Annotated in this window: 24 protein-coding genes and 1 tRNA gene; 18 read left to right on the top strand and 7 right to left on the bottom strand. The window is 53.7% G+C overall.

Features of this window, described 5'->3' with window-relative positions; all coding sequences use genetic code 11:
- The first annotated feature begins 71 nt into the window (after positions 1-71).
- Complete coding sequence (locus JG725_RS06285; protein ID WP_199377137.1) at positions 72-953, top strand: hypothetical protein; 882 nt, start codon at positions 72-74, stop codon at positions 951-953.
- 308 nt (positions 954-1,261) lie between these two features.
- Positions 1,262-1,741 (top strand): Hcp family type VI secretion system effector, encoded by a 480-nt coding sequence (locus JG725_RS06280; RefSeq protein ID WP_199377135.1) that lies wholly within the window; start codon positions 1,262-1,264, stop codon positions 1,739-1,741.
- A gap of 216 nt (positions 1,742-1,957) precedes the next feature.
- Here JG725_RS06280 and JG725_RS06275 read toward each other — a convergent pair whose 3' ends face one another.
- Both JG725_RS06275 and JG725_RS06270 read right to left on the bottom strand, forming a co-directional pair.
- On the bottom strand, positions 1,958-2,644 hold the full coding sequence (locus JG725_RS06275; RefSeq protein ID WP_199377133.1) for a hypothetical protein: 687 nt from the start codon (positions 2,642-2,644) through the stop codon (positions 1,958-1,960).
- Between the two features lie 201 nt (positions 2,645-2,845).
- A tRNA-Arg gene (locus JG725_RS06270) sits at positions 2,846-2,922 on the bottom strand.
- A gap of 374 nt (positions 2,923-3,296) precedes the next feature.
- Here JG725_RS06270 and JG725_RS06265 point away from each other — a divergent pair.
- The gene (locus JG725_RS06265) at positions 3,297-5,741 is read left to right on the top strand and encodes a DUF3772 domain-containing protein (protein ID WP_199377131.1); all 2,445 of its coding nucleotides are present in this window, start codon (positions 3,297-3,299) and stop codon (positions 5,739-5,741) included.
- A gap of 113 nt (positions 5,742-5,854) precedes the next feature.
- Here JG725_RS06265 and JG725_RS06260 read toward each other — a convergent pair whose 3' ends face one another.
- Genes JG725_RS06260 through dgcN form a run of 3 tightly spaced genes read right to left on the bottom strand, consistent with a single transcriptional unit; the run spans position 5,855 to position 8,736 of the window.
- Positions 5,855-6,715: a D-amino-acid transaminase gene (locus JG725_RS06260; RefSeq protein WP_172291473.1), complete on the bottom strand. Its 861-nt coding sequence runs from the start codon at positions 6,713-6,715 to the stop codon at positions 5,855-5,857.
- A 42-nt stretch (positions 6,716-6,757) separates the two neighbouring features.
- Positions 6,758-7,738, bottom strand: coding sequence for an N-acetyl-D-Glu racemase DgcA (gene dgcA, locus JG725_RS06255; protein ID WP_199377129.1), 981 nt, complete (start codon positions 7,736-7,738; stop codon positions 6,758-6,760).
- Entirely contained in the window at positions 7,735-8,736 is a 1,002-nt protein-coding gene (gene dgcN / locus JG725_RS06250; protein ID WP_172291471.1) for an N-acetyltransferase DgcN, read from the bottom strand. The genes dgcA and dgcN overlap by 4 nt, the downstream gene beginning before the upstream one ends.
- 709 nt (positions 8,737-9,445) lie before the next feature.
- Between dgcN and alaC the strand changes: the two genes are divergently transcribed.
- From alaC to JG725_RS06180, 14 genes are all read left to right on the top strand, one after another.
- Positions 9,446-10,687, top strand: coding sequence for an alanine transaminase (gene alaC, locus JG725_RS06245; protein WP_172291470.1), 1,242 nt, complete (start codon positions 9,446-9,448; stop codon positions 10,685-10,687).
- A gap of 147 nt (positions 10,688-10,834) precedes the next feature.
- Positions 10,835-11,242, top strand: coding sequence for a type II secretion system pilot lipoprotein GspS (gene gspS / locus JG725_RS06240; RefSeq protein ID WP_199377127.1), 408 nt, complete (start codon positions 10,835-10,837; stop codon positions 11,240-11,242).
- Positions 11,243-11,546: 304 nt separating this feature from the next.
- Positions 11,547-12,374, top strand: a complete 828-nt coding sequence (gspC, locus tag JG725_RS06235) for a type II secretion system protein GspC (RefSeq protein WP_199377125.1) — start codon at positions 11,547-11,549, stop codon at positions 12,372-12,374.
- A 48-nt stretch (positions 12,375-12,422) separates the two neighbouring features.
- Positions 12,423-14,351 (top strand): type II secretion system secretin GspD, encoded by a 1,929-nt coding sequence (gspD, locus tag JG725_RS06230; protein WP_199377245.1) that lies wholly within the window; start codon positions 12,423-12,425, stop codon positions 14,349-14,351.
- A 17-nt stretch (positions 14,352-14,368) separates the two neighbouring features.
- Positions 14,369-15,844: a type II secretion system ATPase GspE gene (gene gspE / locus JG725_RS06225; protein ID WP_172291519.1), complete on the top strand. Its 1,476-nt coding sequence runs from the start codon at positions 14,369-14,371 to the stop codon at positions 15,842-15,844.
- A 1-nt stretch (position 15,845) separates the two neighbouring features.
- A complete protein-coding gene (gspF, locus tag JG725_RS06220) occupies positions 15,846-17,072 on the top strand; it encodes a type II secretion system inner membrane protein GspF (protein ID WP_172291467.1) in 1,227 nt (408 codons plus the stop codon).
- A gap of 32 nt (positions 17,073-17,104) precedes the next feature.
- Complete coding sequence (gene gspG, locus JG725_RS06215) at positions 17,105-17,530, top strand: type II secretion system major pseudopilin GspG (protein WP_172291466.1); 426 nt, start codon at positions 17,105-17,107, stop codon at positions 17,528-17,530.
- 28 nt (positions 17,531-17,558) lie between these two features.
- Positions 17,559-18,128 (top strand): type II secretion system minor pseudopilin GspH, encoded by a 570-nt coding sequence (gene gspH / locus JG725_RS06210; RefSeq protein WP_199377243.1) that lies wholly within the window; start codon positions 17,559-17,561, stop codon positions 18,126-18,128.
- Positions 18,125-18,487 (top strand): type II secretion system minor pseudopilin GspI, encoded by a 363-nt coding sequence (gspI, locus tag JG725_RS06205; RefSeq protein ID WP_233356306.1) that lies wholly within the window; start codon positions 18,125-18,127, stop codon positions 18,485-18,487. Before gspH ends, gspI begins: the two co-directional genes overlap by 4 nt.
- Positions 18,487-19,104 (top strand): type II secretion system minor pseudopilin GspJ, encoded by a 618-nt coding sequence (gspJ, locus tag JG725_RS06200; RefSeq protein WP_199377123.1) that lies wholly within the window; start codon positions 18,487-18,489, stop codon positions 19,102-19,104. Before gspI ends, gspJ begins: the two co-directional genes overlap by 1 nt.
- Positions 19,101-20,084, top strand: coding sequence for a type II secretion system minor pseudopilin GspK (gene gspK / locus JG725_RS06195; RefSeq protein WP_172291464.1), 984 nt, complete (start codon positions 19,101-19,103; stop codon positions 20,082-20,084). The genes gspJ and gspK overlap by 4 nt, the downstream gene beginning before the upstream one ends.
- Positions 20,081-21,409, top strand: coding sequence for a type II secretion system protein GspL (gspL, locus tag JG725_RS06190; protein ID WP_199377121.1), 1,329 nt, complete (start codon positions 20,081-20,083; stop codon positions 21,407-21,409). Before gspK ends, gspL begins: the two co-directional genes overlap by 4 nt.
- Entirely contained in the window at positions 21,406-21,894 is a 489-nt protein-coding gene (gene gspM, locus JG725_RS06185; protein ID WP_199377119.1) for a type II secretion system protein GspM, read from the top strand. Before gspL ends, gspM begins: the two co-directional genes overlap by 4 nt.
- 176 nt (positions 21,895-22,070) lie before the next feature.
- Positions 22,071-22,904 carry an A24 family peptidase gene (locus JG725_RS06180; RefSeq protein ID WP_199377240.1) on the top strand — a complete coding sequence of 278 codons (834 nt, stop codon included), beginning with the start codon at positions 22,071-22,073 and terminating at the stop codon, positions 22,902-22,904.
- A 201-nt stretch (positions 22,905-23,105) separates the two neighbouring features.
- Here JG725_RS06180 and ypdK read toward each other — a convergent pair whose 3' ends face one another.
- The gene (gene ypdK, locus JG725_RS20865; protein ID WP_199377238.1) at positions 23,106-23,165 is read right to left on the bottom strand and encodes a membrane protein YpdK; all 60 of its coding nucleotides are present in this window, start codon (positions 23,163-23,165) and stop codon (positions 23,106-23,108) included.
- Between the two features lie 460 nt (positions 23,166-23,625).
- Here ypdK and dbpA point away from each other — a divergent pair, with 460 nt between their 5' ends.
- Positions 23,626-25,008 (top strand): ATP-dependent RNA helicase DbpA, encoded by a 1,383-nt coding sequence (dbpA, locus tag JG725_RS06170; protein WP_199377117.1) that lies wholly within the window; start codon positions 23,626-23,628, stop codon positions 25,006-25,008.
- An 87-nt stretch (positions 25,009-25,095) separates the two neighbouring features.
- Here dbpA and JG725_RS06165 read toward each other — a convergent pair whose 3' ends face one another.
- Complete coding sequence (locus JG725_RS06165; protein ID WP_199377114.1) at positions 25,096-25,533, bottom strand: hypothetical protein; 438 nt, start codon at positions 25,531-25,533, stop codon at positions 25,096-25,098.
- Between the last annotated feature and the right edge of the window lie 648 nt (positions 25,534-26,181).

The following is a 26,181-nucleotide window of genomic DNA, read 5'->3' as shown; positions in this document are numbered from 1 at the left end:
ATTGAAGACAAAGAGGTTAGCGCGGGTGGAACAAGAGCGATACGTATTGCTCATCAATAAAGGATTCATATATGAAGCTGGAAAAAGCCTATTCTGAAGAGCTGAACAGAAACATCACGGCAGAAGAAGCGGACCATTATTTTGCAAAAGGGGTAATATCATCCAAATTTGCCTTCACCTGCCCGGATGAGCACTGTGATGCCCCGGTAACCTGTGCAAATCTGGATAAGAAGAAAGAAAAAAGAAAACGTGATCCGTACTATAAAGTCGTCGGCGCCCATAAAGATGATTGTCTGATTAAAAAAGAAACTACCCCGGAAAATAAACGCATTACTGAAGAAGGTGATCTCTATTCCGCTAGCGATGAATATGTTGAGGGCGCTATCCGACTGGACTTACGCCCGGCCAGTAGCAAGCGTCCCGCAAGCGATGAGCCAGCCTCCGGCTCGGAGAGCGCCACCAATATTCGTCGTCCGAATGACTCTGCTGAGCACGGCAAACGCAAGATCCAGCATTCAAAGACTCTCTCTTCAATGGTGACAACGTTCCTCAATAAGGAAAATATTATTGTACAATTACCGGGAGTTGGGACTTTGCCGATAAATGATTTATTTATTGAGATCGCCGGACAGGATATCAGTACATTCGATGATGAATACCGAATTTACTATGGTACAGCGTGGATTAATAAGGTAGAAAAAGGTTTTTCAGTTCGGTTTGCTAATACGCTCAAGCATGGAGAGCTTGTGGCGCGGCCATCATTTTTCATTCCCTTGGCGGACACTGAAAACGCAACCTATGGCAAGTTTAAAGTGGCTACTCTGAATAAGCTTGCCAACAAATTACCCAAGACGGTTTTTATCCTGTGCGAAACTGGGCCTAACCTTAAAGAAAATAAATATATTAATTTTTGGCTCGATGGTCTGGAATATATGGACTACCGAATTTCATGAAGAGAGGAAGTGAGAGCAAAGAGTATGCCGCTTTCTAGCAATGGCATTTCCCTTTGACGGTAAAAAATTTGCTTCAGTCTGGATCAATGAAAGGCACCGTGACGGGTGCCTTTTTGTTTATTAAACATGTAGTGCTTATCTGCTATCAATCACTCATCATAAAAACGATAAAGCACGGTGCTGACAGCCATATCCATACAAAAACAGAGGCCCATTGTATTTAAAAATTCCTTCTGAGAAGGTATTATGTTCATGCGATAAGCACTACGGCTATGCGTCGTAGTAAGGGATTTTTGTATGGAGGCATAATGTCCAATCTTATTTATCTTAGCGTTACCGGGAAAAAACAGGGACTGATTTCAGCAGGATGTTCATCACTGGATTCTATTGGCAACAAGTATCAATCCGCCCATGAAAATGAAATTTTCGTTTATGAACTGGTAAATAACATTAATCGGGCAGAGAACGTTGCTCTTCTTCCTGTAGAGATCAGTAAGCCAATTGACAAAGCCACTCCATTGTTTGCTCAGGCAATCAATGACAATGAAAAATTGGAGTGTGTGTTTTCTTTTTACCGAACGGCTCAGTCTGGTGGAAATGAACTTTATTTCAAAATGAAGCTGAGAGATGCGATTATTAACAATATTCGATTTTTTTATCCTAACTCACTGACCCATAACGAAGTTCAGCCACAGGAAAGTGTGTCATTCAAATTTGCTTCTATTGAGTGGGAGCATGTCATTGCAAGAACAAGCGCTTATATGCTTTGGCAGAATGTCGCCTATTAATGTTGATGAAGACCGAATGTTGTATTCGGTCTTACTTTTTTGAACCATATTTAATATTTATAAACACAATTATAACTATTGATATAAGCATTAGTTTCATCCAATGTTCAGGAATGAATGAGACATATAAAAACCATAAAGCAATGGTTAAAAATACCAAAACTTCAGTGATTATGAAGTTTTTTATCACATATTTAATTGTTTTCTTTAGGTTCATTATTTAATAATCCCATTAATCATTTTAATTACATCTTCTTCGCTTGTTGAGCTCATCGAATAATAAACCGGCAGGATTGGTTCGATTAAGAAATATAACATTTCTAAGTTTTGTGAATAAAATAAACCATATAGTGCTGGATTAGTGTCTCGTAAATGGCGGGCTGACATTGCAGCTTTCTGAACTTTACTATAAAACGCTATTGCTGTTATAACCCAATAAGAAGTTTGATTTATTGTTTTTCGTAAAGATGTTTTAAAATTAAGAGTGGTGCTAATAAATTTAGCTAATACATAAGATATTGATTCTTTTATAGCTCGATTTGTCGCAATTTCAGACGTCACACCCAAAATTGCTTTGGCGATGGCTTTTTGTTTACTTTCATCAAAATCTTTCATTAAATACTCGATGTAAATTTTTACCATATCAAGAATAACATCATCTCTTTTAAATACTTCTTTTATTGCACCAACCATTCTGACGTCTTCATACTGCAATTCTTGACATACATCGTTATATTTTTCGAAGAGGCATGATGAATACCAACTTGTTCTTTCTATACCACTATATAGATCAGTTGTTAGGCTTATTGTGTTGTCTTTTAATTTCTTAGTTATACTTTCTAGCTGTGAGGCGATAACTCTGTCAGCCCCCATCTTGGATTTTAAGTATTCCGACGTCAACATGTCATATCCCTTTCATCCACTATCCCTATTATCTAATCTTACCATCAAAAATACTATATTTTCAAGAATGCTTTGCTTTGGAAATTTTATTATCTACAAGATGAAGATCACCACACTAGACCTTGATAGCCCATGCTGTAGAGGATAATGCTGATTTAAAAGGGGATTGTAGACTTTAACAGACGTCAAAAGACGAAATTATGGTACGCCCTACAGGATTCGAACCTGTGACCTACGGCTTAGAAGGCCGTTGCTCTATCCAGCTGAGCTAAGGGCGCATTGCGGAAAGGGATTGCTGTCGGATGTAACAACAGTGGGCTGGATTATACCCACCCCCCTCGTTGAGTCAACGGATTGGCGTTTGATTTACGCTATCCGGCGAATCCCTGTACAACTGGGATGGATATCATCGTCTCTTGCACTATTTTTGTACTGTTGTGAGTTTCATTCATGCTAAATGAGGGCGGGGATGCGTATTTCATCTTTATCTGCTGGGCCTGTTCAGTAATTCTTTGTATGTTGTACGCGGGCATGTCCGCCAGCGCCGGCTGTTGATACACTGCATATTGATGAATGACAATTTAATCTGTCTGGTAAATTGCGGCTGTATTAAAATCCACCATTTCTGTCGAACTTGGGAAGCTTTCGAGTTATGCATACTTTGTTATCCGCATTATTGCGTATTTTCCTGTTGGCAACATTGGTGTTGCCCGTTGGGCATGCGGCGGCGGCTGACCCGGATCCTCAGCCATCACAGTCTGAAGCGCCGGTGAAAATAAATATTGATGCCGAACTGGTGGCGCTGCAAAAACAGCTGGATAGCATTAAGCAGCAGGTGTCAGGCACTAACAGCGATAGCAAATTCGGCGCGTTGAACGACACCACGCAGCAGTTGGTCGGCAGCGCCGACGATCTGTCGGCGAGCGTCGCTCCGCTTCGTGCTCAGCTACAGGCGCAGTTGGATGTTTTAGGGCCGGCCCCTGAGCCGGGTTCCACCATCAACGAAACGAATGAAGTCACACGCAAGCGCAACAGCCTGAACGCTCAGAAGTCGAAGATGGATGCGCAGATTGAACAAATCCAGGCGCTGCGCGCCAGTGCGGCAAATCTTTCAGCGCAGATTGTGACGCTGCGGCGCAATGCGTTGAAAACCCAATTGGCATTAAATTCCGGCAGCATTTTTGGGGCGCGGTTTTGGTCTCCGCTGGTCGCCCCTCAGGCGGAAGATCAACGGCGGCTAGGCGTATTTCAGCAGCAATTAAGCGATGCGCTAATGGCTTCCTGGGCGCCAGATTGGCGTTATGGTTCCGCCTTTTATCTGCTTGTTGCGGCGGCGCTGGTTACCGCAGGGCGTCGCTATATGGAGAAGTATCTGGCCTGGGCCGGGATCCATCTGTTGCCGGAAGGGCGGCTAAGGCGAAGTTTTCTGGCAACGGCCAGCGTCATCTCTACCGTGTTGACCATCGGCGTCGCCGCAAATTTGCTGGATTTCACTTTTACCCGCCATGGCGAGTCGGCTGAGCGGATAGAAACATTTCTGGATACGCTGACGCAACTTGCCGTCTTTTGTTCGATGATCGCAGGGCTGGGCCGCGCATTTCTTTCGAATCAGCGTCCCTCCTGGCGGTTGCCGGCGATCGCCAATCCGGTAGCCAAGGCGATGAAGCCTTTTCCGGCGATCGCCGCCGTCCTGATGATGGTGTTTGGCGTTATTGAACAAATTACGGCCACCGTGGGGACATCCGTGGCGGCCACTATTATGGCGAATGGCTTGTCCGCATTATTTCTGGCGCTCACCGCAGGTATGATCACTTTGAAAAGCGATCAGGTCCGCCGTCAGATGGTGCATGAGGGAACGCAACCGGAAGCGCGTTCGACGCTGGCGGGATTGATTCATCTGGGCATATTGGTGACGGCGTTTTCCGTGCTGGTTTCGCTGGTGATTGGTTATATTTCGCTGGCCCGGTTTCTGACCTATGAGCTGGTGTGGATCGGTATGGTTTTCTCGTGTCTTTACCTGTTCTCGACGTTTATTACCGATATCTGCGAAAGCGTATTCTCCCCCAATAATACCAGCGGGCGGCGCATTAAAAATTCGCTCAATCTTGATGACCGTCATTTAGCGCAGGCCGCGGCGCTGCTTTCCGCCTGCGGAAAGGTCTTTTTGATTTTGATGGCGGCAGTCGCCTTACTGAGCGGAACTTTTGGCACCACAACGCCGCTGGCGCTGATCCAAAAAGCCGTAGAGCTGTGGGGCGGCAAGGGGCTGGAAACGTTAAGCATCGTGCCTGCCCATTTGGTGAACGCGCTGCTGTTACTGGCAATCGGCATCTATGTTCTGCGCTCCTCGAAGCGCTGGCTGGAGCAAGATTTTCTGCCCAAAACGACGCTGGATCGCGGTATTCGCGCATCGCTGGTGACCTTGTTCAGTAATATCGGTTACATCCTGATTATCCTGCTGACGCTGGCAACCCTAGGTATTCAGTGGAATAAGCTGGCGTGGATTGTCAGTGCGCTGTCGGTGGGCATCGGTTTTGGCCTACAGGAAATCGTCAAAAACTTTATTTCAGGTTTGATTCTGCTGACCGAACGCCCGGTCAAGGTGGGCGATCTGGTGAATATCAGCGGTGTGGAAGGGGATATCCGGCGAATTAATGTCCGGGCGACAGAGATCCAACTGGGTGACCGTTCGACGGTTATCGTCCCTAACTCGCAATTTATTTCACAAAATGTGCGCAACATTACCATGGGAAACGCGCTTGGCGTGGCGACGATGGCGCTGACTTTTCCGCTGGATATCGATCCTGAAGAGGTCAGAACCATCCTGCTGGACGCTTACAACGAACATGAGGTAATTCTGGATTCGCCCGCGCCGTCTGTTTCATTCAGTCAACTGACTCCGACGGGGATGGTGTTGAGCGTGACGGGATATGTCAGCAGCCCGCGTTTGGTCTCTGGAGCGAAAAGCGATCTGTTGTTTGAGATTATCAAGCGGTTGCGCGCAGCCAGCATTCCTTTGGCGGTGCCTCAAAGAATGGTGTTGGAAAACTCGTCTGGTGAGGTGTCGGATAGCATTATGGTTGATGAGAAACCCTAAGCCTGATTTATTTCGGAAGCGGGATGTGGTTCTCAAACTCAGAGACGGCGTTACCCGGCGCGATGCCGGGTAACTCGTCATATCAACGAAAATAACTGCGGGCGGCTAAGCTATTACTTCACCTGCTGCTTCACCATCTCAATATAAATTTCTCTCAGGCGGCGGGTTATCGGACCGGGTTTGCCGTCGCCAACGGTTTTGCCGTCAAGCGTCACTACCGGTAACACGAAGGTCGTCGCCGAACTGATAAAGATTTCACTGGCGTGATAGGCTTCTTCCGGGGTGAAGAGCCGTTCTTCCAGTTTGATATGATCGCCTGAAGCCAGCTTTAACAGCGACTGCCGGGTGATGCCGTGCAGAATGTCGTTACTAAGCGGGCGTGTCACCACGGTGTTATCGTGCAGGACGATGTAGCAGTTGCAGGAGCTGCCTTCAGTAATAAATCCGTTTTCCACCATAAAGGCGTCATCGGCGTGTTGGGCATGGGCATACTCTTTCGCCAAACAGGCCGCAAGCAGGCTGACCGTTTTAATATCCCGGCGATGCCAGCGTATATCGGGGCTGGTCACAACAGCAAGACCTGTTTCGGCTTTCGGATTATTAATGATAGGTCGGGCTTGGGTAAACAGCACCAGCGTGGGTTTCACCTCGGCGGAAGGGAAATGAAAGTCACGATCGCCGGCGTTGCCGCGGCTTAATTGTAAATAGATTGCGCCTTCATTCATGCCGTTTTTTTCGATCAGGGCATGATGAATATCTTTCAACTCGGCGGGGGTAACGGGCAACGTAAGCGACAGCTCACGGCAGGAACGCTGTAGCCGCGTCATATGACCATCAAACTCGGCCAGTTTACCATTCACAACCGCCGTCACTTCATACACGGCGTCGGCAAAGAGAAAACCGCGGTCGAATATCGAAACTTTGGCCTCGCTTTCCGGTATATATTGCCCATCAACATAAACAAGACGTTGCATCACAACACTCCTTAATAGTCGTTCAATGCAGCTTAACGCATTTTATCCCCACAGTGCCGCTTCTGATGGGTGTATTTCACTACCGTCATAACGCAGCCCGTTAGTTCGGTCACGCTGTAATAACAGAGGGCCGTCCAGATCGACAACCTGTGCTCCCTGAGCCAGCATAAAGGCCGGGGCCATTGACAATGAGGTGCTTACCATACAGCCAACCATAATCTGCATACCCTGGTCCAGCGCGCAGTCGCGCAGTCGCAGCGCCTCGGTCAGCCCCCCGGTTTTGTCCAGCTTGATGTTTATCATGTCATAACACCCGGCGATCGCCGTCAGTGAATGGCTGTCATGACAGGATTCATCGGCGCAAAGGGGGATCGGATGCGGTAGTTCAGCCAGTATGCGGTCTTTCCCGGCGGGAAGCGGCTGTTCGATCATCGTGACGCCCAAAGCAGCCAGTTCCGGCACCAGTTTCAGATAAAGTTCGGCATCCCAGCCTTCATTGGCGTCCACGATTAAGCGCGCCGACGGTGCGCCGTTGCGTACCGCGGCGACCCGGGCCAGATCGTCTTTGTCGGCCAGTTTCAGCTTGAGCAGCGGACGGCTGGCGTTTTGCTGCGCCGCCTGCCGCATCCGCTCCGGCGTGTCCAATGATAAGGTATACGCCGTTTCCAATATGCCTGGAGCCGGCAAATTCAGGCGCTGCCAGATGCGTTGGTTTTGCTGCTTGCATTCCAAATCCCAAAAGGCGCAGTCGATTGCATTCCGCGCCGCGCCCGCCGGCAACCGGGTTTGCAGCTGCTGGCGATCCAGCCCCTGGCGGATATCGTCGCGCAGTGCGGCGATCTGCGCCATTACGCTCTCGATGGATTCGCCATAACGGGCATAAGGAACACATTCGCCATAGCCGGTTACGTTGCCGGCGTGGAGCGCCACCACCACCACATCCGCCTGGCTTTTACTACCGCGTGAAATAGTAAAGGTATCCTGTAGCGGCCAGCTTTCATGGAACAGTTCTAACTCGGTCATAAGTCTGCCAATTGGTCAACGATGCGTCCGACACCCTGACGGAAAGGATCCACAACGGGCAGACCGAATTTTTTCTCAATCTCAGCCATCAACCGCAAAGCGTCTTCTTCACTGAGCGATGCGCTATTGATGGAGATCCCGACGAAACGGGCTTTAGGATTGGTTAGCTGGGCGACCGATAAATTCAGGGCCATACAGTCGGCGAGTTCGGGGATAGGGTAGTCGACGCCACGCATGGTTTTACGGGTAGGCTCGTGACAGAGCACCAGCGCATCGGGTTGTGCCCCATGAATAATACCGGTGGTCACGCCGGCGAAAGAAGGGTGGAACAATGACCCCTGGCCTTCAATCACATCCCAGTGATTTTCGTCATTTTCCGGAGCAATGGTTTCGACCGCGCCGGCAATAAAATCAGATACTACGGCATCGATACTTACGCCGGATCCGCTAATCAGGATCCCGGTTTGACCGGTGGCCCGAAACGTCGCCTTGCCGCCGCGGGATAAGATTTCTTTTTCGATCGCCAGCGCCGTGTACATTTTTCCGCAGGAACAATCAGTGCCGACCGGCAGTATGCGTTTACCCGCGCGTTTGCGTCCGTTGGCCACCGGGAAGGTTTGCGACGGGTGGCGAACGTCAAACAGCGTACGACCAAGTTTTGCCGCCAGTTCGCGCAGTTCCGGTACATCAGCCAGACGGTTATGCAGACCGGCGGCCAGATCCATGCCGCTTTCCAGCGCCTGGCGCAACACGGCGATCCATTGTTCTGAAATGATCCCGCCACGGTTGGCGACACCGATAACCAACGTTTGCGCACCGGCCGCACGGGCGGCGCTGATGTCCATATCGGGTAAATTACAGTCGGCGTGACACCCCTCCATGCGGTATTGGCCAACACAATATTCCGGATGCCACTGCTTAATCCCGATAGCAACTTTTGCCGCTAACTGATCGTGGGCATCGCCAAGGAATAATAAATAAGGTTTTCTGATATCCATTATTCATCCTCGTAAGTACCAGAGCGTAAGTGATTAATAAAGCGTTTGGATAAAAACTTTATTGGGCGGAAACACGGTCTTGCTAATTGATAATAGCCATAGCTATATAATTGTCAATAACAACTATTACTAAGTGATAAATTCTGATTTTTTGCATTTTCGTTGAAATTAAATTCAAGTTTTTGCTTTTTTTGTAATATTAAATATTGTTATTGGCGTTTATTTTTCAATGTTGCGGTTTTTTATAAATAAATAAAATAAAGATGTCGGGAAAATTGTTTTATCTTTTTGATTTTAAATGTTTTGTTTGTTTTCTATTTTTGCCGTCGATGCGCCTTTTTGGTGAGTTGACTTATTGCGGGGCCCCAAAATAATGCATCGTTATTTTTTGTTTTTAATTTGTTAATTAAACCTTGGTGATTATGTGTTTTTAATATCAATCTTTCTAATACTATCGCCATGTTTTTTTAAAATAATTAATGACATTGATCGGTGCGTCATAATAAATGCATGTTATTGGGATTGACGTGGTTGTCCGTCTCTTCTGGCCCGGGGTAATGAAGACAGAGCGATACCCACGGACAGTAAAAATTTTATGCTATGCCATATCGACAGAGTACTTAATCTGAGATAGCTTAAACGACAGGCTCGTCAGTCGGGCCAGGCGTCGCTCGGACGGTCCGGGCGCTCACGTTACTTTGAGGATGTTATGGCTGATTCTACTTCTCCGCGTCGTTTTACGCGCATCGATCGTCTTCCCCCTTATGTATTCAATATTACCTCTGAATTGAAAATGGCCGCCCGTCGTCGCGGCGAAGACATTATCGATTTTAGTATGGGTAATCCTGATGGCCCGACGCCTCCGCATATCGTAGAGAAATTATGTACGGTGGCGCAACGTGAGGATACGCACGGCTATTCGACCTCCAAAGGGATCCCGCGTCTGCGCCGGGCCATTTCTCGCTGGTATGCCGATCGTTATCAGGTGGATATCGATCCTGAAAGCGAAGCAATCGTCACCATCGGTTCTAAAGAGGGGTTGGCGCATCTGATGCTGGCGACGCTGGATCACGGCGATACCGTACTGGTGCCGAATCCAAGCTACCCGATTCATATTTATGGCGCGGTCATTGCCGGAGCGCAGGTGCGTTCGGTGCCGCTGGTGGAAGGCGTGGATTTTTTCAACGAGCTGGAGCGGGCGATCCGCGAAAGTATTCCGAAGCCGAAAATGATGATTCTGGGTTTCCCGTCCAATCCGACCGCGCAGTGCGTCGAGCTGGATTTCTTTGAGCGGGTGGTGGCGCTGGCTAAACAGTACGGCGTGCTGGTGGTTCACGACCTGGCCTATGCCGATATCGTCTATGACGGCTGGAAAGCGCCGTCGATTATGCAGGTGCCCGGCGCCAAAGAGATTGCCGTTGAGTTTTTCACCCTGTCGAAAAGCTATAATATGGCGGGTTGGCGCATCGGTTTTATGGTGGGGAATCCAGAACTGGTCAACGCGCTGGCGCGTATCAAAAGCTACCATGACTATGGGACATTTACCCCGTTGCAGGTGGCGGCGATTGCGGCGCTGGAAGGCGATCGGCAGTGCGTGCTGGATATTGCCGAGCAGTATCGCCAACGGCGTAATGTCCTGGTTCGCGGTTTGCATGAAGCCGGTTGGATGGTGGATGAGCCGAAAGCCTCCATGTATGTCTGGGCGAAAATTCCGCCAGCCTATGCGCACTTAGGTTCGCTGGAGTTCGCCAAACGTTTGCTGTCTGACGCGAAAGTGTGTGTGTCGCCGGGAATCGGGTTTGGCGACTATGGCGATACCCACGTGCGTTTCGCGCTGATTGAAAATCAGGATCGTATCCGGCAGGCCGTTCGCGGTATCAAGGCGATGTTCCGCGCGGATGGTATTTTGCCGGCATCGAAATCTTCTGTAAGCAAGTCCTCCGCAGTCTGAATTCTTTCCCCGGTCTGCTCCGCCGACCGGGGTATCGTTGTGCATCACATTTCTCTTCTTCCGGCATCTCGCCGATATCGTTAAGTGACAGAGACTTCTCATTTGTTAGAATGCACACCATTAATTTCAACCAGGATGAATTGTGCTATGTCGTTATCGCTATTCAAATTATCTGTTTTTACGCTACTTTGTGTCATTCTGTCCGGGTGTCAGCACGCCGGAAACGCTGCCCGGCAGGGAACCGGGACGGGTAACGAAAGCACGGCGTCGGTCAACGATCGGCTGAATCAGTTATCATCGCTGGCGGCGGCGACTAAATACCTGAAATACCAATGCAATCGCAGTGATTTACCGGATGATTCCATCATCAATAGCGCGGTATTGACCGTTGCTCAACAAAAAGGGTGGGAGGCGCCAAACGACCAACTGTTGTCGCAGCGCAGCGAAAGTTTGTATCAGGGGTTATTGAAAGACAGTACGTCAAAAGAAACCCAGTGCTCAACATTTAACCGTGCGCTGGCGCCTTTTATTGTCACAATACATAATTATAACTAATGATTGATTTTTATCAGTGCGCCTGGCGATAGGTCTTGTTATAAATCAACGTCAAGTAATATTGTTAATATCCATTAATTTTCATTGTGTTGCTATTAATTTTAAACATACCGCATTAAATGGTATTTCGGCATCCTGATTTTTTAGGCATGATTTAAATCATAAGATTAAAGATTTGCTAATAAACAGTGGTAGGGCGCTGATGTCGAGTCGTTGATGAAATCACCCCCGTAAAACCGCAATGGAAAATGGAATTAGGCATTCATCTCGGTCTCAGGCTTGAGGTGATTACGGACGATTAACTATGCCACGTGCACGAATAGGGGCTTTGGCCTGTCAAATTTTATCGCCCGCGCTTATCCGGCGCGCTCTGTTTGGTTTATTCCTGCTGTTGATCTGCCAGCAACTGGCTGTATTGGTCTGGCGCATACGGCAGACCGAGGACATGCCTGCCCCCGGCATAACCATAACGGCCGTTCAGGCCGAAGAAAAACCGGTTATCTCCAGCGGTTTTACACTGTTTGGCCGTCCCCCTGAAACCCACGCCGCCGCGATACCGCTTTCGGCGGCGGATATTCCCCTGACCTCATTAACGCTCAGCCTGACCGGTATTCTGCTCAGTGACGATGTCACGCAGTCCATCGCCATTATCGCCAAAGACAGCCAGCAGTACAGTCTCGGCGTAGGCGATAGCATTCCCGGCACTGAGGCCAGCATTGTGACGATTCTGGCCGATCGCATTGTGATTGAGAATCAGGGGCGCTATGAAGCGCTGAGTTTATATCAGGATGTGGCGACGGATGAGACACAGCCCGTCCGGGCAACGTCTGATGACCCATCGGAAAATAAACCGCCTTTATTGGCGACGGATTACCTTACCGCTTCACCGGTGACGGCCAACGGCATGCTGGCGGGTTATCGGCTCAATCCGGGCAGAGACAGCGGGCCGTTTTACCGCGCGGGCTTGCAGGATAACGATCTCGCGGTGATATTGAACAACCTGGATTTACGCGATGCGGAGCAGGCTCGGCAGGCGATGATTCAACTGCCTGAACTGAGCGCCTTTAGTTTGACTGTCGAACGTAACGGAGAACGACAGGATATTTTTCTGCAAATGGACGGGGAGAATTAAGTGGTTAGCAAAGGACGACGGAAAGGCTGGCGGCGGCTGGGGTTCAGCATGCTGCTGATGGCATCCTCATTGGGATGGGGCGCTGAATTCTCCGCCAGTTTTAAAGGGACGGATATTCAGGAATTTATTAATACCGTCAGCAAGAATCTGAATAAAACCGTGATTATCGATCCCTCGGTAAGCGGCACTATCACGGTGCGCAGCTATGACACGATGAATGAGGAGCAATATTACCAGTTCTTCCTCAGCGTACTGGATGTCTATGGTTTTACCGTGGTGCCGACGGACAACAACGTATTAAAAATCATCCGTTCGAAGGAGGCGAAAAATACCTCTATGCCGCTGGCCAGCGACGATCGACCGGGTATCGGGGATGAGGTGGTTACGCGCGTTGTGCCGGTCAATAACGTTGCCGCCCGCGATCTGGCGCCGTTGCTGAGTCAGTTGAATGATAACGCCGGGGCCGGGAGCGTCGTGCATTACGAGCCGTCCAACGTGCTGTTGATGACCGGACGCGCCGCGGTGATAAAGCGCCTGATGTCTATCGTCGAACGTGTCGACCAGACCGGCGATCGCCATGTGACGACGATCCCCCTTGCTTACGCATCCGCGCCGGAAGTGGTGAAGATGGTGACGGAGTTGAATAAGACGGATGAGAAGTCGGCCATGGCGGGCGTGATGTCGGCAAACGTGGTGGCGGATGAGCGCACCAACTCGGTGTTGGTGCGCGGTGAGTCGAATTCGCGACAGCAGGTGATCGATATGATCAGGCAGCTTGACCGACAACAGGCGGTACAGGGAAATACCAAAGTTATTTACCTCAAGTATGCCAAAGCCACCGACCTGGTAGAGGTGCTCACCGGCGTCGGCGACAGCATCAAGAGCGAACAGCAGAATGCGCTGCCGGCGTTGAGTAAGGATATTTCCATCAAGGCGCATGCGCAGACCAACGCGCTGATCGTCAATGCCGCGCCGGATGTGATGCGCGATCTGGAGCAGGTGATTACCCAACTGGATATTCGGCGCCCCCAGGTGCTGGTGGAAGCGGTTATTGCCGAGGTTCAGGATGCTGACGGACTGAATCTGGGCATTCAGTGGGGCAACAAGCACGCCGGAATGACCCAGTTTACCAATACCGGCCTACCCACGTCCGTGATGGTGGCGGGCGCCGATCGATACCGGCAGGACGGCACGATCAACAGCACAGTGGCGAGCGCGCTTAACAGTTTTAACGGTATCACCGCCGGATTTTATCAGGGAAACTGGGCGATGCTGCTGACCGCGCTGTCCAGCAACACTAAAAACGATATTCTGGCGACGCCCAGTATCGTCACGCTGGACAATATGGAAGCGACATTCAACGTCGGTCAGGAGGTTCCGGTTTTGTCCGGCTCGCAGACTACGTCGGGCGATAATGTTTTCAATACCGTCGAGCGTAAAACCGTGGGCATCAAGCTGAAGGTTAAACCGCAGATTAACGAAGGGGAATCGGTCTTGCTGGAAATCGAACAGGAGGTTTCCAGCGTGGCGGATTCGGCCTCCAACAGCAGTTCGGATCTGGGCGTTACCTTTAACACCCGCACGGTAAATAACGCGGTGTTGGTCAGCAGCGGCGAAACCGTGGTTGTCGGCGGATTACTGGATAAGAGCACCCGCGAAACCGCGGACAAAGTGCCGCTGCTCGGCGATATCCCGTTGCTGGGGCATCTGTTTCGCTCCAATAGCCGTCATGTGGCAAAGCGCAATCTGATGTTGTTTATCCGTCCCTCGATTATTCGCGATCGCAGTCAGTATCAGAGTGCCTCTTCGGAGAAATACCGGGCGTTCAGTCAGGAGCAGGAGCGGCAGCGCGATGTCACCCACGGTGAAGGCACGCTGACCGACGAGATACTGCGTTTGCCGGCGGGCGGCAATGATTACACTTTTCGTCAGGTGAATTCGGCGATCCTGACGTTTTATCCCGCGGGGCAGCGGTGAGCGAGGTTGCGCCCGACATGACGGATGGGCGTCCAATCTTGCCTTTCGCCTATGCGCGGGCGCAGAAAATCCTGTTGCTGCAAGGCGCGGAGCATGAGAGCCGTCAGGCTGTCTGCGTGGCGGAGACGTCGGCTTGCGCGCTGCTGGAAGCCAGACGGGTGGCGGGCTGTCCGCTGAGCATTGTTCGGGTGAGCGCGGAGGAGTTTGAACGGCGGCTGGTGGTGAGCTATCAGCGTGACTCTGAAGAGGCCAGGCGCCTGATGGAGGATATCGGTAATGAAATGGATTTTTATACGTTGGCGGAAGAGCTGCCGGACAGCGACGATCTGCTGGATACCGACGACGACGCGCCCATCATCCGTCTTATCAACGCCATGCTGACCGAAGCCATCAAAGACAAAGCGTCCGATATCCATATCGAAACCTATGAGCGTTACTTGCAGATCCGCTTTCGCGTCGATGGGGTGTTGCGGGAAATTTTGCGTCCGCAACGCAAACTGGCGTCGCTGCTGGTGTCGCGCATCAAGGTGATGGCGAAACTGGATATTGCGGAAAAACGTATCCCGCAGGATGGCCGCATGGCGTTGCGCATCGGCGGGAGGGCTATCGATGTACGCGTCTCCACCTTGCCGTCCAGCTATGGCGAACGCGTGGTGTTGCGTCTGCTGGATAAAAATAGCGTACAGCTCGATCTGGCCGCGCTGGGCATGTCGCCGACGCATCAGCAGCGGCTGGAGACGCTGATTCACCGGCCTAACGGCATTATTCTGGTGACCGGGCCGACCGGTTCAGGGAAAAGCACCACGCTTTACGCGGCGCTCAGCCGGTTGAATGCCTCGGAACGCAACATCATGACGGTGGAGGATCCCATCGAATATGAACTGGAAGGCATCGGGCAAACGCAGGTCAACGCCAAAGTCGACATGACCTTTGCCCGCGGGCTACGCGCCATTCTGCGTCAGGATCCGGATGTGGTGCTGGTGGGGGAGATTCGCGACAGAGAGACCGCGCAGATTGCGGTTCAGGCCTCGCTGACCGGTCATCTGGTGCTGTCGACGCTGCATACCAACAGCGCGCTGGGGGCGCTTTCCCGTTTGCAGGATATGGGCGTGGAGCCTTTTCTGCTGTCAACGTCGCTGCTGGCGGTACTGGCGCAGCGCCTGGTGCGTACGCTGTGTCCCGACTGCCGTCGACAGCAACCGATCGCCGCCGAACAGGCGCGGCAAATGAGGGTGTCGAGCGACATCCGTCTCTACCAGCCCGTCGGCTGTACGCGCTGCAATTTCACCGGTTATCGGGGCCGTATCGGCATTCATGAATTGCTGCCGATCGATGACCGGGTAAGAACGGCCATTCACCGCGGCGAAGGCGAGGTGGCGATTGCGCGGATGCTGGGCGCGGACAGAACCTCCATCCGGCAGGATGGCCGGGAAAAAGTGCTGGCCGGACTGACCACCTGGGAAGAGGTGATCCGCGTAACCAAAGAGGAATGATATGGCGCTGTATCACTACCGGGCGCTGGATGCCCAGGGGAAGAAATGTCGGGGCAGTCAGGAGGCGGATTCCGCCAGGCAGGCCCGTCAACTGCTGCGGGAGCGCGGCCTGATGCCGCTGGCGGTTAATGAGCGTCTGGGCGACCGCTCCCCGTCCGGTTCGCCGGCATTTTCCCTCAGACGCAGGCAGCGCATCGGCACCGCCGATCTGGCGTTATTGACCCGGCAACTGGCGACGCTGGTGGCGGCGGCGCTGCCGCTGGAAGAGGCGCTGGACGCGGTGGCGAAGCAGAGTGAAAAGCCGCATTTAAGCCACCTGATGGCGGCAATTCGCGGCAAAGTCATGGAAGGCTATTCGCTGGCGGATGCCATGAAATGTTTTCCCGGCAGTTTTGAACGGCTGTACTGCGCAATGGTGGCCGCCGGTGAAACATCCGGGCATCTGGATATCGTGCTGAACCGACTGGCGGATTACACCGAGCAGCGTCAGCAACTGCGCAGCCGCATCCAACAGGCGATGATTTATCCCTGCGTGCTGACGGTGGTCGCCGTGGCGGTGGTCGGCATTTTGCTGTCGGCGGTGGTGCCGAAGGTCGTCGAGCAATTTATCCATATGAAACAGACACTGCCGCTCTCCACCCGGCTACTGATGGGGATCAGCGACGCGGTGCGCAGCGGCGGGCCGTGGGCGCTGCTGGCGCTGGCTATCGGCATCGTCGCCCTGCGGGCGCTGCTGCGTAAGGAGGAACGGCGCATCGGCTTTCATCGGCGGCTGCTTTATCTGCCGCTGGTGGGGCGTATTGCCCGCGGGCTGAACACCGCCCGTTACGCCCGCACGTTGAGCATCCTGAACGCCAGCGCGGTGCCGCTGTTGCAGGCAATGCGCATCAGCGGCGATGTGATGAGCAACGACTATGCCCGTCAGCGGCTGGCGCAGGCGGCGGATGCGGTGCGTGAGGGCGTCAGTCTGCACAAGGCGCTGGAACAGACGGCGCTGTTTCCCGCCATGATGCGGCACATGATCGCCAGCGGCGAACGCAGCGGTGAACTGGGCGACATGCTGGAGCGGGCCGCCGACAATCAGGAGCGCGAATTCAGCGGGCAGATGACGCTGGCGCTGGGGCTGTTTGAGCCGCTGCTGGTGGTGGGCATGGCGGCGATTGTCCTGTTCATTGTGCTGGCGATATTACAGCCCATTCTGCAACTGAATACCTTAATGAGCGTATAGAAAACCCAATAATTGAGCGAGGAAAAGTCAGGATGCAACAACGTCAGCGAGGTTTTACTTTGTTGGAAATCATGGTGGTGATCGTCATTCTCGGCGTGCTGGCGAGTCTGGTGGTGCCCAATCTGATGGGCAATAAAGAGAAAGCGGATCGACAAAAAGCCGTCAGCGATATTGTGGCGCTGGAAAGCGCGCTGGATATGTACAAGTTGGACAATAACCGCTATCCGACCACGGAGCAGGGCCTGAATGCGCTGGTGAAAAAACCCAGCGTATCGCCGGAGCCGCGCAGCTATCCCGACGATGGCTATATCCGCCGTTTACCTCAGGACCCGTGGGGCGCGGACTATCAGTTACTGAACCCCGGCCAGCACGGCAAGCTGGATATTTTCTCATTCGGGCCGGATGGCATGCCGGACACGGACGATGACATCGGCAACTGGAATGTCGGCGCTAAATAACAACAGCGCGGCGCGCGATGAACGGACAATGAGGCACCCGGCGTCGGGGCGTCAGCGGGGGTTTACTCTGCTGGAAATGATGCTGGTTGTATTGCTGGCCGGTATCGCCGCCAGCCTGGTGGCGATGGCGTTTCCCGCCGACCGTAAGAGCGACGGCGACTGGCAGTTGGCTCGCTTTCAGGCTCAGTTGGATTTTGCGGCGGAAACCAGCCAGATGAATGAAACCGTGCTGGGGGTGCGTATCCTGCCCGATGGTTGGCAATTTCTCCAACTGCAACGGCAGACTGAATCGGCGTCGGTTGGCGACGCCGGGCGCTGGCAGGGATTCGGCTGGCGTCCGTGGCAGCCTTATCGGGTGATGCCGGCGGGCGTTCTGCCGGACACCGTGCGTCTTGAGCTGTTGCCGGCCGGCGGAAAGCACGCCGCGCAAACGCCGGCTCAGGACACGGGGGAGCCAAGTATTCTGATCCTCCCCGGTGGGGAAATTACCCCGTTCAGGCTGCTGTTTGTCACTGGGGGCCGCGCAGCGTCAAGTTGGTTGGAGGTTGACGCCAGCGGCGTGGTGCGGACGTCTTTGCTTCAGGGAGAAAAACCATGAGACAGCAGGGCATGACGCTGCTGGAGGTATTGGTGGCGCTAACCGTTTTTGCGCTGGCCGGATTGGCGGTGCTGCAAACCACGGCGCAGCAGGCCCGCAGCCTCGGCCGGCTGGAGGAAAAAACCTTTGCCGGCTGGATCGCGGAGAACCAACAGGTGCAACTGCGGCTGGAACAGCGCTGGCCGGAAACCCACTGGGTTAACGGTGAAACGCTATTTGCCGGTGAACGCTGGTATTGGCGCTGGCAGGGGATAGAAACCGGCGATACGCAGTTGCGGGCGCTGGATGTGGAAGTCCGGCGGCGAAAAGATGAGCAGGCGCCGCTTGGGATGCTGCGCAGCTATGTGGTGAAGCCGTAATGGGCGTCAGGCGATGCGCGCCGGCGCGCCGGCAGCAGGGGTTCACGCTGCTGGAAATGCTGTTGGCGCTGGCTATTTTCGCCGCCCTCAGCCTCAGCGCTTTTCAGGTGCTGAATGGGGTGGTGCGCAACGATGAAATCTCGCAGCGCAAAGAACAGCGGCTGGGTGAACTACAGCGTGCGTTCACCCAGATGGACGGCGATTTTTCGCAGATGATTGCCCGCGGTAGCCGCGGCAGTACGTCGTTGCTGTATGCCGATCGCGATCGGTCAAAGAGCGATGACTGGGGTATCAGCTTTATGCGCAGCGGCTGGCTTAATCCGCTCGGCCTGCTGCCGCGATCGGAGCTTCAGCCGGTGGCCTATCGGTTACGCGATAACATCCTTGAACGCCTGTCCTATCAGTACGCCGATCCCATTGAAGGACAGGAGCCCGCCGTCAGGCCGGTGCTGACGCAGGTCGAGGGATTTCGCCTGCGTTTTTACGCCGATAAAACCTGGCATGACCGCTGGGATAGCCGCGACACGTTGCCGCAGGGCCTTGAAGTGGTTCTCACCCTGCGGGATTATGGCGAGGTGTCGCGGCTGTTTTTTATTACCGGCGGGGCGGTTAAATGAAATCCCGACAGCGCGGCGTTGCGCTGTTGGTGGTGCTGTTGATACTGGCGCTGATGGTCACGGTGGCGGCGGCGATTGCCGAGCGCAGCGGCAAGGCGCTGCTGCGTACCGGCAATCAGCTTAGCCGTCAACAGGCCAAATGGTATGCGCTGGGGGCGGAAGCCATGGCGGGGCAGATTTTGCTGCGCGACGAACTGGCGGAGCCTGAACATACTCATCTGGCCCAGAATTGGGCGCAGCAGGATCGTCAGTTTGCGGTAGACGGCGGGGAGATCCATACCGCGATACAGGACGGGCAAGCCTGTTTCAATCTGAATGCCATCAACCAGAATATCGGCAATGACGTTGGCGGGGCGAAGGCGCCTTATCCGGCACGCGTTTTTCTACTGTTATTAGAAAATCTGGGCGAAGAGCCGGCCCGGGCCGCGCAGATCACCGCCGCCGTGCGGGACTGGATCGATAGCGACGGTTCGCCATTGGCCAACGGGGCGGAAGACAAGGCGTATGCCTCGCTGCCCGCTCCTTATCGGCCGGCCAATAAGGCCATGAGTGAAATCAGCGAGTTACGGGCGGTGTATGGCATGGACAGCGGGCTGTATCGTCGCTTGCAGCCCTATGTTTGCGTACTGTCGTCGGAGGCGATGAGAATCAACGTCAATACGCTCCGTGAGTCGCAGGCGCCGTTGCTGGCGGCGCTTTTTCTCAACCAAATGACAAGCTCGCAGGCGAAAGCCTTATTACAGCAAAGGCCGACTGACGGCTGGGACAGTCTGGCGGCGCTGCAACAAACCGGCCAGTTGCCCGGCGGCAACAATACCGCGTTGACGGTGCTGGCGGTGAAAAGCGAATGGTTTTTTGCGCAGTTGTCTGTGCGCGTAGGCGACAGTGATTTTTATCAGCGTAGCCTGTTTCACCTCAGCGGCCATAATGCGCTGGTGGTGCGGCGGCAGTATGGCGGCTACAGAACGGTGGATCGATGAATAAGGCGGATAGGCGCGACGGGAAGCATCGCCGTTGGAAATACGGCGTGTTAGCACATTTGGGGTTTAAAAAACCGGCATGGCGGCGGTGGATTGCAAACCTGCGCGCGGCAACGCCGCCCGGCGTGCGGCGGCCGGCCCGGGATGGCGGCGGGCCTTGTCTGATCGTCCGTCTCCCCGCAGACGATCGGGGGGAGATTGAATGGCAGGTGCGCTCGCAGACGGAAGACGCCGTGCTGGCGCAGGGGAGCGGCGATATCGAACAGGCGCGTCATGCGCTGGCCGGTTTCTCCCCGGCGGGCATCACCCGGGTGCTGGCGCCCACAACCGAGGTTACGCTGCATCGGGTAACGTTGCCTCGGCTGGCGCGTCGTCAACTGGCGCAGGCGCTGCCTTTCATCCTGGAGGATCAATTCGCTACCGAGGTAGAACAACTGCATTTTGCCGTGCTTGAGAAACAAGGCGATGAGGGAACGATTGCCGTGGTGGAAAAAAGCACAATGCGGCACTGGCAACGGCAGTGCCGGGCGTTGGGGATTGTCGCGGATACGCTGTTGCCGGATGCGTGGGTGTTGCCCCGGGCTCAGGATGGATGGAGCGCCTTAAACCATCGGGATCTATGGTTGTTCCGGCGGGAGAATGGTCTGGCGATGGCCGTGGAGTCATCCTGGAGCGACGCGCTGTTAGGCGCTTTTTCACCTGCGCCGCAGGGGGACAGCTATAGCGCAACAGCGCCCGCAGGCGAGTGGCGGCGGCGGCCGGAGACGGATCTGTTCCAACTAGCGGCGAAAACGCCGTTGCCGCGCGCGCCGGCAGACTTGCAACAAGGCGAGTTTGCCCCGGCGACGTCGTGGCGTCTTGCCTTGCGGCCCTGGCGTGGCGTCGCCGTCGCCGCGCTGTGTTATTTGCTGCTGCTGATGGGACAGGCAGGATGGACGCACTATCAGCTCTATCAACAGGCGGAGCGGTGGCGTCAGGAAAGCGTACGCGTTTATCAGCAGATTTTTCCGACAGAGACGCGGGTGGTGAATCCCCGGGCGCAAATGCAGCAGCATCTGCAACAGGCGGTGGCGACAAAGGGGACGCCCGGTCTGCTGGAGCAGTTGACCCCGCTGCAACGGCTGTTGACGCAGAACGGCGGCGTTCAAATCCAGTCCTTATCTTACGATGGGGCGGCGTTGCGGTTGACGATAAGGGCGACGTCCTATCAGGCGCTGGAGCAGTTTCAGCAGCAGTCCGCGGTCTATTATCAGGTGCAGAGCGGTGATATGAGACAGGAAAATCAATATGTCGAAGGGCGTTTGACGTTGAGGGGCAAGCCATGAATTCACTGCGGCAACGCTGGCAGGCGATGAGCCTGCGTGAACGTCTCCTGCTGTCGATCTGCGCGAGTCTGCTGGTGCTCTATCCGGCGTATTCCCTGTTCTGGCAACCTTGGGTTCAGCGTGAAAACCAGTGGCTGCGCACTATTACGCGAGAGCGGCAGACGATTGATTGGATGCTGCAACACGCCCCCGCGGTAGCACAGGCGCGGCAGCTTCCTGCCGGAGAGCGCGACGTCAGCCTGCCGATGCTGGTGTCGCAGCGCGCCAGCGGCTACGGTCTGGCGATTGTCCGGTTACAGCCGCGGGGAGATCAGGTTGCGGTGACGCTGGGGCGCAGCGACTTCAATTCACTGATTGGTTGGTTGGCGGAACTGGAACAGCAACATGGGATACGGCCGTCGGCGCTGGAGGTGTCTGCCGTGGCGCACTCTCCCGGCAGCGTCGAGGTGTCCAAGCTGGTGCTGGAGCGCGCTGATGAAAGCTAATGCAGTCCAGTACGCCACTGACACGGTATTGTGCATGGCACATTCGGAAGCCGTTGCCGAAATAATTGCGTGGCGGCTCGCAGCCGCTCAATAAGAGGGCGTGCCGCGGTTGGCGCGGGATGTCGATTATGTCAGCATTCACGTATTCCGCTTTTTATTTATCGCCGGGGTTAAACATGGAAGGGGTGATCATATTTGCGCAAGGGTTTCCTTTTTGGTGGCTCGGTGCGCTGGCGTTAGTCGGGCTTATGGTGGGCAGCTTTCTGAATGTGGTTATTTTTCGCCTGCCGATCATGTTGGAACGCCGCTGGAAGAATGAAGCGCGGATGCATCTGGCTATGCCGCCCTCTGACGAGGCGCCGCGTTTTGACCTGTGGTGGCCGCCTTCTCGCTGCCCTCATTGCCGGCAGTCGCTGGCGCTAACAGACAATATCCCGCTTGTCAGTTGGCTATGGCTGCGTGGGCGATCACGTTGCTGCCGGCAGCCGGTTTCCAGACAATATCCGTTGATTGAACTGCTTACCATGTTGGCCTTTCTTGCGGCGGGCGCGTTGTGGCCGCCTGGGGCGATGTTATGGGGAACGTTGATTTTATGTTCTTTTTTGCTGGTGCTGGCCGCCATTGATATCAACACGCAGTGGTTGCCGGATTGCCTGACGCTCCCGCTGTTGTGGCTGGGGCTGCTGTTTAACCTGTCCGAAACCTTTGCGCCGCTGGAAGACGCCGTTATCGGGGCGGCGGCCGGTTATCTCTCCCTTTGGCTGCTGTTCTGGGGATTTAAGCTTCTGCGCGGAAAAGACGCGTTGGGATACGGTGATTTTAAACTGCTGGCGGCATTGGGGGGCTGGCTGGGATGGCGGGCGCTGCCTAATCTGGTGTTGATTGCCGCGCTGAGCGGGTTAGTCGTGACGGTACTGTGGCGCAGGTTGCGACGGGAAAATAGCGATCGGCCGTTGGCGTTTGGGCCGTGGCTGGCGCTGGGGGGCGTAGTGATGTTATTGCTGCGCTGATGCGAGGGCGTTGATAATCAAGAAACCGGCGTGACACGCATAAAAAACGGGCCGAAAGACATGCTTTGCAGCCCGTTTCTTTGCATCTGGACGATCGACGCATAATTTGTCGCGTGACTTCCGTTTATTGGTTTCCGTTTTTTTGTACGCTTTACATCCTGCCCCTGTACCACTTAACGTTCGCCGTCAGAGAGTGATGAATTATTCCACCATCAGTATAAACGTGCTTACCCAGACAACCAGACAGAATGAGATCCCCATAAAAAAATACTTCACCGATATATTCTCCAGCAGACACTACGCCAGCAACGATCCCGATTGTGCGTTTTATTATGGAAAGGAAAATGTTACGCCGTGCGTCATGTGACGGCAGGGAAACACTTTCCCGTTGTCATTACCAGGGTTCACACCTGTTATGACGGGATCGGCGCTAAATCTACGCCGAGTGAGGGATATAATTCAAGAGGTTCTTAGCACTATCTTTACGGAAACAGCACTAAAAAGCGTTACGAAGCGCGGCGGCCGGCTGACTATCGCCTGTTATCGGCAGGAGGGTGATATTCGCCACTGAAAATGGCGCTTCCCCGCTGTTTTCATCACTGACTGCCAGGTAAATCGGGCAAGGGCGGCTATCTCTGTTATTATTGCGGCAAATCACGCGCCGTTCGCCGAACTGGCGTCGCCTTTCGTTATGTTGCCTTTGGTAATAAGAGTAATCATTGTGAGCACAACCTCTTTTTCTTCCCTCGCGCTGCCGTCCGAGCAGTTATCCAACCTTAATGAGCTGGGTTATACCGCCATGACGCCGGTACAGGCGGCTACGCTGCCCGCGATCCTGAGCGGCGCCGATGTTCGCGCCAGGGCGAAAACCGGAAGCGGTAAAACGGCCGCATTTGGCATTGGTTTGCTCAATCACATCGTGGTCGGAGAGTTTACCACTCAGGCGCTGGTGTTATGCCCGACCCGGGAACTGGCCGATCAGGTGAGTAAAGAACTGCGTCGTCTGGCCCGTTTTGCGCAGAATATCAAGATCCTTACCCTGTGCGGCGGGCAGCCGATGGGGCATCAGATCGACTCGCTGGTTCATGCGCCGCATATTGTGGTGGGCACGCCGGGGCGTATTCAGGATCATTTGCGCAAGCGTTCGTTGTCTCTGGCGTCGCTGAAAGTGCTGGTGCTGGACGAAGCCGACCGCATGCTGGATATGGGGTTCACCGAGGCGATTGATGATGTGATTGGCTATATGCCGTCCGATCGTCAGACGTTGCTGTTTTCCGCCACCTATCCGGCGGAAATCGAGCGTATCAGCGCCCGTGTGCAACGTCAGCCGGTGAATGTCGACGTCGCCGACGAGGGGAATGAGCCTGCCATTAAGCAGCGTTTTTATGAAACCGGCAAGGAACAGCGTCTGCCGCTGCTGATTGCCATTCTGAGCCACTATCAACCCGCCTCCTGCGTGGTGTTTTGTAACACCAAACGCGACTGTCAGAGCGTATTTGAAGCGCTGGATTCGCGTGGCATAAGCGTGCTGGCGCTGCACGGCGATCTGGAGCAGCGCGATCGCGATCAGGTTCTGGTGCGTTTCGCCAATCGCAGCTGTCGGGTGCTGGTGGCTACTGATGTCGCCGCCCGCGGTCTGGATATTAAGGATCTGGAACTGGTGGTGAATTTTGAGCTGGCTTTCGACCCGGAAGTCCATGTTCACCGTATCGGCAGAACCGGGCGCGCGGGTATGGAAGGGCTTGCCGTCAGCCTGTGCACCCCACAGGAAATGAGCCGCGCTCATCTGCTCGAAGATTACCTCGGGATGCGCATTGACTGGGCGCCGACGACGGAAATCAGCCGCAGTGAGGTGACGGCGCTGGAGCCGGAAATGATCACGCTGTGCATTGATGGCGGTCGTAAAGCCAAAATCCGCCCGGGCGATATTCTCGGTGCCTTAACCGGGGATGCGGGTTTAACCGCGGCGGAGGTCGGCAAAATCGATATGTTTCCGGTGCACGCCTATGTTGCTATCCGCAAAGACAGCGCCAAACGCGCGCTGCAACAGTTGCAGCAGGGAAAAATCAAAGGAAAAAGCTGTAAAGTGCGGCTGCTGAAGTAAGCGGCAATATATCGCTCAGGATGCCGGCCCATCCTGAGTCGATGTGGGACTGTCACTGGCGGACGCCGGAGGCCATCCTGGCTTCTGTTACCGCGCAGCAAATCCCGATGCGGGATGCAGGGTAAATCCTGCACTGGTGCTGCCGCTGATGCGTAAAAAGCGCGTTTCCCCGGCTTTCAGGGACGGCGTTTGACTGCCCGAGGCATCGCGCCAGATGCAGGGGTTATAAAAGCCGTCCTGACCCAGACTCACCGTGTGTTGCCCGACGGGGACCCGGAACTCCGCTTTCTCCGCTGAGGCGATCGAGCCGGCGAATTCATTATCGATCATCACGCCGATACGACAGGCGCCCGCCAGCCAGCCTTTATCCCGAATGACGACCAGCGTTGCATAAGGCGTGGTCGGGGTGTTTTGATACAGCATCAAGCGGCTGGGCGGAACCGGATCAATATCATTCGGCGTCGGCTGTGACGTACTGCAACTCACGGTTGCCAGTGATAACAGAAGAGGAAGTAGATAGCGCATTGACGGTAACCTGATGAAAAGATGAAAGTTGAGTATAGCAGCAAACGAATGTTAATCAGTGCGACAAACGTGTTCGGTTAAATCTTAAATGGTAAATGCCGCGCGGCGTTGATGGCTGAAGCGGCCTGCCGTGGCGGCCGACGTCCTGATGTACGGATAATCATGCTACAAATCAGATATTGTGTGGTAGGCTGAAAAATTGCTTGTCGTCTTTTAATTTGTTTATTAATTCTCTTTCTCAGACCGCCATTGTAAATATGTTAACGCGTTATTTTAACGTCACATGTTTTCTTTCCGTCATCGCGATAAATTCTTTTAAAGAATCTGTTGTAGACTTTATTTTTGATGGTATAAACAGAGGAGAGAAAGGAATATTTTAATTATTCATTTTTCCACTAAGTGCATATACCTGTAACGTTTAATAGGCAGAAACGCGGCTGGCCGCGGCCGAACACAAGCCAGGATAATCGCGGACGGCGACATTGCCGCAACCTGAAGTATGGCGGGTATAAACAAATATTTCTTCAATGCTATCTATAACAGACAAAAGTCCTAGTGTGTTTCTTCATTACCTGCGCATGTTCTTTTTATTTTTTTAAAAACAATATATTTCACGCTCAACTATACAAACACTTGTAACGGATGAAG

The sequence above is a fragment of the Brenneria sp. L3-3C-1 genome (genome assembly GCF_016456245.1).
Classification (GTDB): Bacteria; Pseudomonadota; Gammaproteobacteria; order Enterobacterales; family Enterobacteriaceae; genus Brenneria.
This window is presented reverse-complemented; position numbering and strand designations above follow the sequence as displayed.